Raw genomic sequence first — 13383 nt, forward strand, 5'->3', positions numbered from 1 at the left:
TTCTTTATGATTGTTTTGGTGATAACTCAATTATTTCGTAACGTAAGCCCTATGTATTTCTCCCGAATATCATTGGATTATCAAGATTCATAGAAGCTTTTTTAAGTGCAAAGGTTAGATATATAATCATTCAAGAAACTTATGGGGGACGAACTATGTATAAACAGAACAAAACAAAAACTCTATATTTTCCTGAACGGATCGTTGAAGCCATGAAAGGAATCTTCGACTATCCCCTTACCATTGTGGAAGCACCCATGGGCTATGGGAAAACTACTGCGGTTAGGGAGCATCTATGTAATGCTAATGCACATATATTGTGGCTTAAGATTCATGGTGGTTCAATTTACAACTTCTGGAACGGATTTTGTCGCTTGTTGGGTAAATTAGATGAAAGACTTGCCAATAACCTTGTAGAACTAGGATTCCCAAATGATAAAGTATCTTTTCAGGAAGCCTTGAAGCTTATTGTAGATATAGAACTGCCGAAAAAAACTGTGCTCGTCATCGATGATTACCATTTGCTAAATGGTACTGATGTGGGAGCTTTCATTGAGTTTCTAGTAGTAAATGAAATTGATCATCTACAGATTGTCTTAACTACTCGGTTTATTGAGCTTCAAAGCATGGAAGAGCTTTTTCTTAAGGGTTATCTACACCATATTACAAAAGAAACCTTTGAGCTTATGCCAAATGAAATCATAAAATATTACAAGCTGTGCGGAATTCGTATTAAGGCTACCGAGGCGGATAAGCTTTATGCCATCACGGAAGGATGGATAAGCGCTTTATACTTGCTAATGCTTAATTATCAAGAAACGGGTAGCCTGATAACTACTCACAATATATATAAACTGATTGAGAATGCTATATACAAACATTTTTCCGAAGATATAAAAGAATTTCTTTTAAGCATAAGTATTTTTGATAGCTTTAGCGAGACGCAGGCAGTACATATGTGGGGCAATGAAAATGCAAAAAAGTATTTAGATAAAATTACCAGAATAAACGCTTTTGTCAATTATGATGCTAGGAGCAAGACGTATCAAATTCATAACATATTTACAAATTTCCTCAGAGAAATAATTGAAAAAGAAGATTTCAATTATATGAAAAACCTGTACGAGAAGGCAGGAAGCTGGTACTTGAGAACGGGGGAATACCTTGCCGCAATGCATTTTTTTTATTTAGCCAGAGATTTTGATAACCTGCTTTTGGTGGTGGAGCTTGACAAGACAAACAGCATTGTAAATGAGCAAAAAGAACTACTGATTCAGTATTTTGAGGAATGTCCGGAGGAATACAAACGGTGCCATCTTGTTGCAGTGCTCTCTTATGCTATGTGCCTGATGACATTCAATGAAATGGAACTGTTTGAAAAGGCTGCAGGTGAGTTCACCGTGCTGCTGCAAAGTAGTAATCTCGATCCTGAACGAATCAAATGTCTGATGGGGGAATTTGAGTTATTGCTGAGCTTTACAAAATACAATGACATGATGGAAATGTCTAAACACCAAAAAAAGGCTTGTGAACTTCTTGAAGAGCCGTCTGTTTTTATGGATACAAAAGGGAGTTGGACTTTCGGTTCGCCCTCTGTATTATACATATTTCACAGGGAAAGCGGAACACTTGAGAATAAAGTTATGGAAATTAAAGAAGCTATTCAATATTACTACCAATTGACAAATGGGCACGGAATGGGTGGTGAGCATGTAATGGCTGCAGAATGGTATTTTCATCAGGGTGACTTTGAAAATGCTGAAATTGCATTGCATAAGGCGCTTTATGTAGCTCAAGAAGGACCTGAACCAAGTGCTATCATCTGTGCACTGTTTTTACAGATACGATTGTGTCTGATGCAAGGCGATTATGCATGTATACTCGAGTTGTTTGAGAAGATGCGTGAAAGAATTGAGTTCAAAAAAAATTATGTTGTGATTCATACGATCGATCTGTGCATAGGTTTTGTATATACCTGCTTGAATCAAAAAGAAAATATTCCTGAATGGCTGGTCAAGGGCGATTTCGACTCTAGCTGCATCTACTTTCAGGCTAGAGCGTTCGCCAATATCATATATGGAAGAGTACTTCTAATCAATGGTGAATACTTAAAGCTTTTGGGAATCGCCGATAAATTTTTAGGTATAGCCTCCATATTCCCTAATATACTGGCAAACATTTATACCGCAATTTATATTGCAGCGGCCAACGAACGGATCTATCGGAGGGGAGAAGCAATTCAGGCCTTGAAACAGGTGCTTGACATGGCTTTGCCGGACAGGGTATATATGCCATTTGTCGAGAACTGCGATTATATTAAGCCTTTGCTTGAGGAACTATATAATCAAGGTACTTACCGTGAGGATATTGCTAGGATACTTATGATGTCTAAACAATATCAAAAGGCAGTAGATCAAATAACAAAAGAGTATTTAAAAGAGGATAAACCAAGGCTGACCGCAAGAGAAGATGAGATAGCACGCCTTGCAGCTGAAGGATTTTCTAATAAAGGAATTGGTGACAAACTGTTTATTTCACAAAATACGGTGAAGACCCAGCTTAAAAGTATTTTTGAAAAGCTTGGAATCAATTCGCGGTCTCTTTTAAAGCAATATTTTGAACAAAAGTCTTGAAAATCACATGAATAAATCACCCACTGGGGGATAAAAAATGAGAAAAATCCACTATACAATTATGTATGATGGATTTTGTGTTTTAGGAGGTGATTGAGTGAGCTATATCAAAAAGGTTATACCAAAGGAGGGCTACTGCTTGGAGGTGATTTTGGATAACGGCAACGGTGTCATACTGAATATGGAAAGCAGACTTGGGACTGTGAGGTTTGGAATGCTTTCGGACAAGGAGTTATTCTACCGTGTCACCGCTGACGGAAGCTATATCAGATGGGATAATATGCTGGAAATATCCATAAATGAGGTTTTTCAACTGGCACAGAAGTGAGAATTATAAAAAGTATCATTTGGGAGGAATTAAGTGTAATGAAGAAACAAAGAAAAATTTTATCAATGGTATTAGTCTTAGTTATGCTCTTTAGTTTGACAAGTTTACACTATCTTGCATAAAAAGCAACGCTTTTGTGTTAATCCTCTGAAAATGTATCGTTTAACTCGTCGAATAAAGGGGCTTGCTTTGAAATCAGCAATGATTTCAAAGCAAGCCCCTTTTCATTAGCCTGTATACATTTGTTAAAAAAACTTTAACAGAAAGGAATCAAGCCACTGTTATTCTACAGTTATAATGTAAGTAATTGTCTGTGCCTCTGTGCCCCGATCTTCCCAACTTCTCAAATAATCGAGCCCAATAGCTGTTGAACCTTGCATTAATCCCTTGAAGTTCCATTCATGCTGACTTCCTGTTCCTACTATTGCAGACACACCATCGTCTGTGCCGCCATTTTCTAAAACGTAATCAGATTTAAAACTGACAACCTCGTCATCTTCAATTGCGTACTGCCAGCTGTACCCTGTTGATAAATTTTCGTTCAGTGTTATTGTTAAGATGTCACCAACTTTTATATTCTTATCAATGGTGTACAGCTCTCCTTCATTGGTTCCTTCAAAACCATCCCCCCCCAAAAACATATAATCCTTCCAAAGAGGATGGTCCTTTTTCATGTATATTTCCAAGAATTCATACTTCGTCGCCATTTCCAAATGATCGCCGAGCGCATGCGGAACTTCGATACTTAAAATAAGGCCCTGGTCTATCAAATAGTATTGGGCATTTGCTTGTGAAAATAGCTTTATGAGTTCCTTGTTGGAATATAGTTTTTCTATTTCTTCCTTAATATTAACACCGGATGCTTCAAGGTCTAAATCTCTGAAGGGTGCATACATCCACATGGTTTTAAAGTCTTCAACAAACGTTTCGTCTATTACAAATAAATCAGAAAGCGGAATGGCGGCAACTTGATCCAAAGAGATTGTTAGCGTATGGTAGAGACTGACGGGATAGGCCAACGACTCTGCATAGTAGTCTATTTCATAGCAGATGCTCAGGACTGTTGGTGAGATTTGAGAATAATCAAATACACCATCGACGGTGAGCGTTTCATCATTAACATTCTTTTTAATTATCTCTATTAGGGTTGACATATCATTCATAATCAGATCGTTGGCTTCATCAGATTTTTCTTGAATATTGGAATTGACTATCATGGGATATTTAACGGTGATCCCCTCAACATTCCAGTTTCTGCCTTCTATGTCATATGTGTATGGGGGAAGTGACATAGGATCGGATCCAGTAGGATCCGGCGGCGCCTCATCACTGGGCGCTTGCGGATCCGGTGTTTGTGATTTCGGTGTTTGTGATTTTGGAGCCTGTGATTGCTGCTTCTTTTCATCCATCAGGTCATTCGATAATCCTTTTTCCTTTACTGAGCATGCCGCAAATCCCAGACACATGATGAAGATGCCCAGAAATATGATCAGCTTTTTAAGTACGTTCACTACACTACCTCCCATTTAATACTTTTTGTTTACTCATTGCAATTTCCTTGTAACATCCCCATCAGGTAATACTTACAATCTTTATGGATTGGGGTGTTTCCGCTTCCGTTTCATCAAAACGAATGCCACAACACCTATTACAAGCAAGATTCCGATAATTGATGCCAGGAGGGACCCGGAATTACCGGTCGCTTTCTCCCCGGCATTAGAGGATGCGGGAACAGATGCTTTTGCAGCTACATTGTCATCCGATCCAGAAACAGATCCAACGTTGATCGCCCATTCCCGTTTCAAATCGTCGGATTGAGCAATCAACGTCAATTGACCTTCTTTCTTTCCGGTAAATACACCGGTTGCCGCATCAATCTCCGCCAAATCGGTATTTGAAACACTCCAACTGATTGGAGTTGACACCCCTATAGGCTGAGCGTTCATCGTAACGCTCTCTCCGACCTGGATGTCGGTCTTGATATCCAGAGCCTGAATGGATTTGACCCATACATTGAGATCAAAAGAAAAGGCTTTTTCAGAGCCGTCTACGGAGATTGTTCCGGTGATAACTGCCGTTCCGGGAGAAATACCGGTAATAACACCATCTGCATCCACGGCGGCGACTTCAGGATTCTCTGATGTGCATGTGATCATCGCCGGAACATTTCCCGGCGTTACGGATACCACCTTCGCCGTTTCACCGACAGGCAGAGTAGAGCGGGAAGGCATCGCAGTCACCAATGGTATGGAATATTCTAAACCATCTCCGATATCGGTTTCTGACCCTGCAACGGTAAGTGCTTCTTCGCCTTCCTCCAATACCACATCATAAACCGCTTCCATCATGGAATCAGCGGAACCATAAATGAGGATGGGTTCTTCGGTATCAATACGATAAACAGCGCTGAGGTCGTTGGCAATCAGAAATTCCCCGATTAGTACGCCGGTGTCTGCAAAAACAGCCTTCATATCATAAAACCAACCGTCCACTTCCATATCGGACATTTCCAGCCGATATTCGCCGTTATTGTGATTCAGGCTGGTCGTCGCTGTCGCGAGACCTTCAAGCAGTTCTCCCGCCGATTCCGGTGTAACCTCAAGAGACTCCCCCAGCCAGATGTAGATTCCTTCGACTGGAACAGGGAGCGTACCGGTCTGGGTAACTGTGATTGTATCTCCATCAAGAACAAACCGTAGTGAAACCAACCCGTTTTCGGTTTCTTCTTCACAGGTACCGGTTCCGTCTTCTTCCACATAGAAAGTGCCCGATAAACGAAAGTCTGTGGAGATATCTTCGGCTTCGCTGCCTTGCATTACATCGAGTTCAAACAGTACACACCCATTATCCAGAGGCAACAGCTGCAGCTTTCCGCTGTTGTACTGGCTTCCGTCCTTCTGGTTGAAGGTGCCTCTTACTTCATTCCAGTCACTCGGCGAAGCGGCCTGTACAGCTAAGTATCCCATCAGACATAGAAGCAAGGTCATGAGTACGGCGGCAAGCCCCCGGATTATCCTTCCAATACCCTTATAGCCCCGGAGACATACCGGCATGACCGAAAATCCAGCAATTTGCTTTCCTTTTATGTTATGTATTTTATCAATCTGCATTGTGTTCGTCTCCTTTATATCGAAATCGTGATGGTTGCCTGCTTTGGATTTCCGCCATCTACCCAATACTTGAGTATGTAACTGCCGCTCTTCATTTTAACGCCGCTTTCTGGGAAGTAATTCCATTTTGTGTACCAGTTAGTTTTATTATATGGATCTGTAAAGCTGAACGATTTAACTAATTTTCCGTCATTCGTATATAGTTCAACGTGATACGTCTTGCCCTTCCCGTTTACAGACGTGAAGTTGAACTGTTGGCTGTAGGTGCCGTCCGCGTTTTTGACTTTGTAAGTATCTTTGAAATTTACACTAACAGTTTTCTTGTGGTTTATTACCCAAGAGAAGTTCTTTGAATTTCCATATCCATTCGTGGCTACTACATTCATTTTGTACTGGCCGTCAGGCGTATCAGCATAACTTCTTGAAAATGTATACTGTCTGGTACCGAAGGAGTAGATTGCTTCTATGGTATCCCAACGTGAATAAACGTTACCACTTGCATCGGTTAAAAAAATCTCAAAAGTTCCGATCCCATTGTCCGGACAGGTCAGATCGATGACCATGGAGAACTTTCCATCCTTGTTGTAGCTTTTTACAAGTGTCGCGTTGCCGTCATATCCTGCGGCCATTGTGGAAACCGGCATCAAAAGAACCGTGAAAACAAATACCATCAGCAAGGCCACGTACCGTATGTAGAACTGTTTGTTCATAATTAAAACCTCCTTGATAAGCTAATTTAAACTTATAGACCGCCTTTACGCGTTGTATGTCATGAATAGGACAAATGACGCCATTTTTCACGATATTTTAATAATATATCATAAGAAACGTCTATACTATCACCCACCGGGTGATTTTCATCCATTAAACAGAGTGGTATGATTTATAAAAAAGGTAAAGGATTGCAAGCAACATGAAAAAAGTGATAGTCGTACTTTGGTTTGCATCAATTTTTTATTAATACTGAAAAAAGGGGTATGTGATGATGAATGATTTATTGATCTTTTCAGCTATCGGATTGATTACGATGGTTCTGGGTATTGTTTTATTGAAGAACGAGAAGAGATTGTTTAAAGATCCTGTAACGACCGATGCAACGGTAGTAATCTATTATGACTATAGAAATCTTTCGGGAATGCATCCCACAACCATGTACACAATGGCGGTTGAATATTACCTTCCGGATGGTCAATTGATTCATGCACGTGAGCAACAAGGTTCAACCAATAAAAAATATGCTGTTGGCACAAAAATTGATATCGTATACAGCAGAGATAAACCAGATCTTTTTATTGTAAAAGGTGATAAATCCAGAATGTGTATTTTTTATGGGATGATTGTTACAGGCGCCTTAATGATGGTAGTCGGCATTATTACTGTGCTTAATGGTGGATGAGGGAACCAGTGTAAGAATTAAACTGAAAGGAAAATGAAACACAACAAAAAACCTAAAAACTATAGTTAACCAGGGAGGATGTTATGAAAAGAATATTTAGTGCTTTATTAGCCGTAGTATTGGTATTCACAATGCTGGCAGGATGCTCATCCCGCAAGCAGACCACCGGTCAAAAAACAGAAGAAGAGCTGAAGGCTGAGGTCAAGGCGGAAATGGAAGCAGAAGCCAGGATGAAGGAAGAGCTTAGGAAAGAAATCAGGTCGGAGCTGGAAGTCCAGCAAAAGGCCGGAGAAACAGCTTCAGGGCAAAGTAAGCCCAACGAAACCTCTTCTACGGAAAATAAGCAGAAAGAAGATGCCGCAAAAAATGATGCCAGGCAAAATGACAAAGCTGAGGCAGACTCTCCAATTGTGCTGTCGGTGCTTATGAACAAGGACGAAATCATAAATAAGCTTGGGAAGGGTTACACCTTTGAAACCAAGCAAGAGGAGGGTTATTTTACATATTGTTCCTCACTGAAATACGAGGGCATTACATTTGATTTCAATTATGATACGGAAGAGCTGCCGGAAGGCAAAGCTCCGGACAACATAACAATTACCTCGGACAAATATGTCTTTAATTATGACTTCAAGGTTGGAGAACCTGCTCAAAAGGCTTTGGATTATTGTGAAAAGAATTTTAAGCATGCTTATGACATGCATATGGGACAGGATATTTTCGACGCATTTATGTACAAGGAGAAGAAAAGCTCCGGAGAAACGGCAGATACGAATATGGTCCTCAGATGGGAATATGATAAGGAAGGCGATTTTTCCAGTAAAAGTGAAGTGCCTGCCGATGCTGGGATAAAAACCATCCAATTATTTATCCCAATTGATTAATCGGGGTAATCGGGGGATACTTATTAGGAAACAATTTACATTTCACTCCCGCTGTAATAAACTTACAATAAATTTACGACAGCGGGAGTGAAAGAAGGGAAAAGAGAAGGGAAAAGGGTCAGGCTTGATAAATTGACAAACTATGAACATAATAGGTGAAATATGGTAATGGATTATAAGATGCCAAGGAAACCAAGGGTACATTATGAAGGTGCTTTATATCATGTAATGGGGAGAGGAAACAATGGAGAAAATGTATTTGAATCGGAAAAATAAAAAACGACTTTTTTAATAGAGTCGTTTTTTAGAATTATTTATTTGTTAGTCTTTCGGATAAGGCTTTTTTTGGGTTGTCCTGTTTAATAGGTAATCAGTGCTTGTATTATGTAGGTCTGCTAGCTTGATTAAAATTCCAGTAGGTATATCCACTTCGCCACGTTCATAATTACTATAAATTCTTTGACTACAGTTAAGATATGATGCAACATGTGTCTGGGTCATATCCTTATCTTCACGTAAATTTCTTATTCTTTCATACATGATAAAATCACCTCAGAATCATTATAGTTTAGCGAAGTATTCGCTATTGACATCTAGCGATAATATCGCTAAAATTGAAATATGAAGGAGTTTAATTCTATTATTTCCAGATTAATGGTTAGACATTAAGAAAGGAGAAGAAAAAGGGAATGGGTATGAATTTTATTCAAATGACATAGAGTGAACGTGTAGCAACAATCTTGGCATTAGGTGGGGTACTCATCGTAACTCTTATTATTGAAAGAATTGCTAAATGGAAGAAAAACAAAAGCACGAGAAATTTTTAATTCTCCGCACGGGAAGCTTCATAGGTCATAAGTGTAAACTTAAGATTATTTATTTTTTAAAAGATGAAATGCATGTGGGTTCACGGACATAAAAAAGGAAGGGGAAAAGCGTTACTCCAAGCTGCTGAAGCAGATGCAAAGGCGAGAGGAGCAAAAGCGATGGTTGCCTGGGGATGTCATTGCTTTCCGTAATATTTGGCGTTAGCCTCAAAAATCAAGAGATTTTTTGCAGCACAATGGAAATTTGCCACATGATATGTCAGCGAAGCAGATGTGCTGAATGATGCACTGTCTGGAATCACAGCTAAACAGTGGCGGGAAGAACACCCTGATAAGAGCGGAAATATCGGAGATTATGCAACATTAAACCAGTTGTTGGTTTTGGATAACAATGTTGGCATTGTCTACTCCTTGCCAACCATGAGGGTATTTTTATATAATATTGTACATAACAAATAGTAAAAACATTCTAGGAATTCCCTAATATTATGAGAGGAGATACAGAATGAGAAAAGTACGTTTTGGAGTTTTAGGTTATGCTAGAATAGCAGAGAGAGAAGTTATACCTGCCATGATGAAATCTGAGTCTGCTGAATTTCATGCAGTGGCAATCAAGAAGTCAAGAAAAGAGAAATTCCTGTATGGAGAAGTTTTGCTGTGATAAAATCTATGAAAGTTATGAAGAACTTTTGCAGGATAAAGAGGGAAAATTATATCTTTATACAGAGAAAAAAGAAGAGGAGATATACGTTCCCCCTTGTTCAAGATATCAATTAGAAATTCTGGAATCAGGTGTTCAGTTAACAGGGAGGACAATATGAACCAATCAGTTATTCAACTACGTCTGTAAGGTATAAAGCCAAATATGCAGTGGATTGATCTATAGCTGGCTGCATTGCTTGGAATTATTGTTTTGAAAGAGAATTTGACATTTATAGCATTAGTGGGGACTTTTTTGGTTTTTATCGGACTTGTTATAAACTCAAGTTCAAAACCTATCAAAGTAAAATTTTAAAATGTTTTTGAATTTGGAGGGAAAATCTTGAAAAGACGTTTGATTTATTCTGTTCTATCCTTTGCATGCTTTACAGCTTGTGTTTTAATAGTTGAGTTATTTTCCAATAATCATTTTATTAGAGGATTTACGGGAGACATTATTATTATTTTACTAATATACTTTTTCATTAAAATTCTTTATGATTTTCACCCTTTGAAATTAATAATTTTTACTCTTCTTTTGGCGTTTACTACCGAATTATTACAGTACATAAAGCTTATAAACATTTTAGGACTTGAACATAACAGACTTGCACAGTTAATTATAGGATCAGTTTTCGATCCGTTTGATTTGCTTGCATATACTATTGGAGCAATTATAGTATATGTCTTTGATATAAAGCTAGTAAGAGAAATTGTTTAACCTTATGCGGCAAGAAGTCTCCTACCTCTTAGCGATAGCGTAGGGGGAGGGAGTATGTCACATAGTTGATAATATGCTGATCCTGTTCTGTCATAGTAATATTAGGCATAAGTGAGATCTTCCAAATATCTTTGTTTTTTATCTTTAGATAATATAAAACTAACATATTTGGGTTGCTTATGCTTTCTTTTTGCCTATTTTTAGCCAATGTAATTATTGGATGCACTGGAAATTACAATTGTTTACAATTCAGTGCACAACTCAAGTTATTAAATTAATTTCCGTTAACATTAATAATTCTTCTTTATAATTAGTGATTTTATTTTTTCAAATATAATATCTCTGTTTGCGGGAGTTATTGTAAATAAATCTATATTAGGGTTATTACGTATATAGTCAAGTAAAGGTGTATTGTTCGGCTTTATTACGCCAAATACTATATAGTCATTGTTGATAATTTCCTTTATTTTTGCAGAGAATTTTGGCGCTTTGCTTTCAAGAAAGCCTATTTCATCCATTACTACAATACTGCCTTTTGGAATGTTTGAAAGCAGCTGTACACCTGTTGTTTCAAAAATTTCGGTATGTGCTGTAAATTGCTTGCTGCCTGTAAGATCAGCAACACAATTTGCTTGTGATTTTATTTTTTTACCCGTTGCCGGATATATATATACTTTACCTATGTCATAGTGCTTATCTCCTACAGTGTCCTTTTCAGTACGGTAGCCGTATATTTTTTTATTATAATGTATAAGATTAAGAAGCCGGTTAAGGAGAGTTGTCTTTCCTACACCAATTTCACCTGTTAACATAATTTTCTTCAATATTATTGCTCCTTGAATAAAATATTCTGCTACCGCCTCAGAACGTCCGCTTATATCATGAATTTGCTTTGTGGACAAAGAACTCATTGAGCAATTTCACCGCTTGTACGCAATGTAATAAGCTGCCCTGCAATGCTGATAGCAATTTCTGCGGGTGTTTCACCCTTAATGTTTGATAGCCTAATGGGTGTTGTAATACGTTTAATATCTTCTTTTGTAAAGCAATGAGACATTATGCTTGTTATTAAGCTCAAAATGCTTTAATCGGAAAATCTTTCTAGTAAAAACATAGCGCATTGCTCTATAAATGTCAAGTTAAGAAAACTTTGGGCTTGTCCATTTTAAAAAATATCAAATGAGAGGATGGTTCGAGACCACTGAACAGCTCTTTGCTACTGATCATTCTGGTACTTTTTGAGTTTTTAACCATATATGTACCTTTTTACTTCCATTAAATATCGAAATTCCAAAAAAAAATAGAATATATGTAAAAAAAACTTGATTTTTGTTAATATAATGCTTATAATTAATTCTGTTATAACATTACAAAAATAAATGAAACATTACAAAAATCAATTTAAAAATATTAATGCAAATTGAATACTGATATAGAAACGCATCTTAACAGTACATAACGTAATATAAAGCGCAATTTGCACTGCTTATTTACAACTAAAATCATAATTCCTATCAAAAGGGACATAGTAAAGCAAATTCCATGCACGATGGTTAGGCAATAAAAACAAATAAAAATAAACAAAACATAATAATATGCAATTAAAATAAATATTGAAAACCTAAATCATTTAAATAAAAATATTAAAACATTTTTATTATGCTTACCCTGTAAAAATCCCGGATAGCATTCTATAGGAGGTTTTGAAAAAGGCTGATTCAGCATATAGAAGGAGTGAAGCATAGGGGCGGACCTACTGCTGTACTTGTTTTTTTAGGGAAGCTGTAGGCCCCATCCCTATGTTTTGCGACTGACCAATCAAGCACTTTTTCACAACCTCATATAGAGTTCAGTTAAATATTAATTTCCAAATAAAAAGTAAAAACATTTACCATTAATTTAATAAAAGAAAGGATGTGGAAATTTGATGATGTGTAATGATAAAGACATTATCACTTTAAAGCCTATAGGAGTAATCAAATCTGATTTTGCTTCGCCCGACAGTGTTCCGATTATAGGAGGAAATGCCGTAATTGAGGTGTTCCCGGAGTATAAGCGGGGTTTGCTGCGTATTGAAGAAAACTCACACCTGTGGCTTCAAATGTGGTTTCACGAAGCAGACCGCAGTCTCCTAAGTACTGTGCCGGGAAAAGTCAATTCCAATCTGCCGGAATACGGAGTATTCTCTATCCGTGCAGTTGGACGCCCCAACCCGGTTGCTTTATCGCTGGTACGTCTTGAAAGGGTAGAGAACAACCTTCTATATGTAAGCGGCCTCGATGCCATTGATGGGACTTTCGTTCTGGATATCAAGCCCTATTATGAGCAGGAAATCGTTTTTTCGCCGTCTACACCTTATATCAGACCGTTAAAAAGAGAAATGCGGCAGGAGATTTTCATAAAGCAAGCCATGCTCCACCACCAGGAAAAATGCGCCGGTTTATTGCTCGGAGTGCGTATGGCTCTTATCGCTGATGACCATTTCGGACATCTCAATTCAAAGGATTTAAAAGTAACGGTTAACGGTCCGCGGTGTTTGGCCGATGTGCTGCAGGGTTTGAGCAATGCAAGGCTGTCTAATCCGCCACGGTTCAGATTCACAGCAACAGATGGCATTGGGCAAAGCATTTGGGAAAAGGGTGAGAAACGGTTGACCATAACCGCAAAGCAGGCTGTAACAGACCGGGAGTCTCTGGATATGGAAGATGACCGGCTCTTCTCAATCGATTTTTTCGAATAAAAATTTAGAGTAATTTTGGCTCACAGCAGAATGAAAATATTAAAA

The 13383-nt window shown here is 38.2% G+C and carries 14 protein-coding genes and 1 pseudogene; 9 read left to right on the plus strand and 6 right to left on the minus strand.

All coding sequences use genetic code 11. The annotated features are described in order from the left end of the window. Nucleotides 1–155 precede the first annotated feature (155 nt). Nucleotides 156–2633: a LuxR C-terminal-related transcriptional regulator gene (locus tag QKW49_RS18255; RefSeq protein WP_282864083.1), complete on the plus strand. Its 2478-nt coding sequence runs from the start codon at nt 156–158 to the stop codon at nt 2631–2633. A 97-nt stretch (nt 2634–2730) separates the two neighbouring features. Further along, nucleotides 2731–2961 carry a DUF2442 domain-containing protein gene (locus QKW49_RS18260; protein WP_282864084.1) on the plus strand — a complete coding sequence of 77 codons (231 nt, stop codon included), beginning with the start codon at nt 2731–2733 and terminating at the stop codon, nt 2959–2961. Between the two features lie 281 nt (nt 2962–3242). Here QKW49_RS18260 and QKW49_RS18265 read toward each other — a convergent pair whose 3' ends face one another. From QKW49_RS18265 to QKW49_RS18275, 3 genes are all read right to left on the minus strand, one after another. Next, nucleotides 3243–4472: a protease inhibitor I42 family protein gene (locus tag QKW49_RS18265; RefSeq protein ID WP_282864085.1), complete on the minus strand. Its 1230-nt coding sequence runs from the start codon at nt 4470–4472 to the stop codon at nt 3243–3245. A gap of 81 nt (nt 4473–4553) precedes the next feature. Next, nucleotides 4554–6071 carry an Ig-like domain-containing protein gene (locus tag QKW49_RS18270; protein WP_282864086.1) on the minus strand — a complete coding sequence of 506 codons (1518 nt, stop codon included), beginning with the start codon at nt 6069–6071 and terminating at the stop codon, nt 4554–4556. 14 nt (nt 6072–6085) lie between these two features. Continuing rightward, nucleotides 6086–6781 (minus strand): hypothetical protein, encoded by a 696-nt coding sequence (locus QKW49_RS18275; RefSeq protein WP_282864087.1) that lies wholly within the window; start codon nt 6779–6781, stop codon nt 6086–6088. A gap of 272 nt (nt 6782–7053) precedes the next feature. Between QKW49_RS18275 and QKW49_RS18280 the strand changes: the two genes are divergently transcribed. Further along, a complete protein-coding gene (locus QKW49_RS18280) occupies nt 7054–7467 on the plus strand; it encodes a DUF3592 domain-containing protein (RefSeq protein WP_282864088.1) in 414 nt (137 codons plus the stop codon). Nucleotides 7468–7550: 83 nt separating this feature from the next. Beyond that, the gene (locus QKW49_RS18285; RefSeq protein WP_282864089.1) at nt 7551–8351 is read left to right on the plus strand and encodes a hypothetical protein; all 801 of its coding nucleotides are present in this window, start codon (nt 7551–7553) and stop codon (nt 8349–8351) included. 321 nt (nt 8352–8672) lie between these two features. Here the strand turns inward: QKW49_RS18285 and QKW49_RS18290 are convergent, their stop codons facing one another. Further along, a complete protein-coding gene (locus QKW49_RS18290) occupies nt 8673–8891 on the minus strand; it encodes a helix-turn-helix transcriptional regulator (protein WP_282864090.1) in 219 nt (72 codons plus the stop codon). Nucleotides 8892–9433: 542 nt separating this feature from the next. Between QKW49_RS18290 and QKW49_RS18295 the strand changes: the two are divergent. The 4 genes and pseudogenes from QKW49_RS18295 to QKW49_RS18310 all read left to right on the plus strand — a co-directional run. Beyond that, nucleotides 9434–9568: pseudogene (locus tag QKW49_RS18295) on the plus strand (KilA-N domain-containing protein); the annotation flags it as partial. A gap of 115 nt (nt 9569–9683) precedes the next feature. Then, complete coding sequence (locus QKW49_RS18300) at nt 9684–9839, plus strand: hypothetical protein (protein ID WP_282864091.1); 156 nt, start codon at nt 9684–9686, stop codon at nt 9837–9839. Then, nucleotides 9820–9999: a hypothetical protein gene (locus QKW49_RS18305; protein WP_282864092.1), complete on the plus strand. Its 180-nt coding sequence runs from the start codon at nt 9820–9822 to the stop codon at nt 9997–9999. Before QKW49_RS18300 ends, QKW49_RS18305 begins: the two co-directional genes overlap by 20 nt. A gap of 221 nt (nt 10000–10220) precedes the next feature. Continuing rightward, on the plus strand, nt 10221–10598 hold the full coding sequence (locus tag QKW49_RS18310) for a DUF2809 domain-containing protein (protein WP_282864093.1): 378 nt from the start codon (nt 10221–10223) through the stop codon (nt 10596–10598). A gap of 290 nt (nt 10599–10888) precedes the next feature. On the opposite strand, the gene QKW49_RS18315 is transcribed toward QKW49_RS18310, so the two are convergent. Then, nucleotides 10889–11509, minus strand: a complete 621-nt coding sequence (locus QKW49_RS18315; RefSeq protein WP_282864094.1) for a nucleoside-triphosphatase — start codon at nt 11507–11509, stop codon at nt 10889–10891. Beyond that, nucleotides 11506–11655: an XdhC family protein gene (locus tag QKW49_RS18320; RefSeq protein WP_282868176.1), complete on the minus strand. Its 150-nt coding sequence runs from the start codon at nt 11653–11655 to the stop codon at nt 11506–11508. The genes QKW49_RS18315 and QKW49_RS18320 overlap by 4 nt, the downstream gene beginning before the upstream one ends. 870 nt (nt 11656–12525) lie before the next feature. On the opposite strand from QKW49_RS18320, the gene tsaA reads away from it, so the two are divergent. Next, nucleotides 12526–13338: a tRNA (N6-threonylcarbamoyladenosine(37)-N6)-methyltransferase TrmO gene (tsaA, locus tag QKW49_RS18325; protein ID WP_282868177.1), complete on the plus strand. Its 813-nt coding sequence runs from the start codon at nt 12526–12528 to the stop codon at nt 13336–13338. Nucleotides 13339–13383 lie beyond the last annotated feature (45 nt).

This window comes from Petroclostridium sp. X23 (assembly GCF_030013905.1).
In the GTDB taxonomy this organism is placed as follows: domain Bacteria; phylum Bacillota; class Clostridia; order SK-Y3; family SK-Y3; genus X23.

Excerpts from the sequence above, each read along its gene's own strand:
- tsaA (WP_282868177.1), top strand. The coding sequence starts at position 12,526 with ATGATGTGTAATGATAAAGACATTATCACTTTAAAGCCTATAGGAGTA.
- QKW49_RS18320 (WP_282868176.1), bottom strand. The coding sequence starts at position 11,655 with ATGTCTCATTGCTTTACAAAAGAAGATATTAAACGTATTACAACACCC.
- QKW49_RS18275 (WP_282864087.1), bottom strand. The coding sequence starts at position 6,781 with ATGAACAAACAGTTCTACATACGGTACGTGGCCTTGCTGATGGTATTT.
- QKW49_RS18315 (WP_282864094.1), bottom strand. The coding sequence starts at position 11,509 with ATGAGTTCTTTGTCCACAAAGCAAATTCATGATATAAGCGGACGTTCT.
- QKW49_RS18280 (WP_282864088.1), top strand. The coding sequence starts at position 7,054 with ATGATGAATGATTTATTGATCTTTTCAGCTATCGGATTGATTACGATG.
- QKW49_RS18255 (WP_282864083.1), top strand. The coding sequence starts at position 156 with ATGTATAAACAGAACAAAACAAAAACTCTATATTTTCCTGAACGGATC.
- QKW49_RS18305 (WP_282864092.1), top strand. The coding sequence starts at position 9,820 with ATGGAGAAGTTTTGCTGTGATAAAATCTATGAAAGTTATGAAGAACTT.
- QKW49_RS18300 (WP_282864091.1), top strand. The coding sequence starts at position 9,684 with ATGAGAAAAGTACGTTTTGGAGTTTTAGGTTATGCTAGAATAGCAGAG.
- QKW49_RS18290 (WP_282864090.1), bottom strand. The coding sequence starts at position 8,891 with ATGTATGAAAGAATAAGAAATTTACGTGAAGATAAGGATATGACCCAG.
- QKW49_RS18270 (WP_282864086.1), bottom strand. The coding sequence starts at position 6,071 with ATGCAGATTGATAAAATACATAACATAAAAGGAAAGCAAATTGCTGGA.
- QKW49_RS18285 (WP_282864089.1), top strand. The coding sequence starts at position 7,551 with ATGAAAAGAATATTTAGTGCTTTATTAGCCGTAGTATTGGTATTCACA.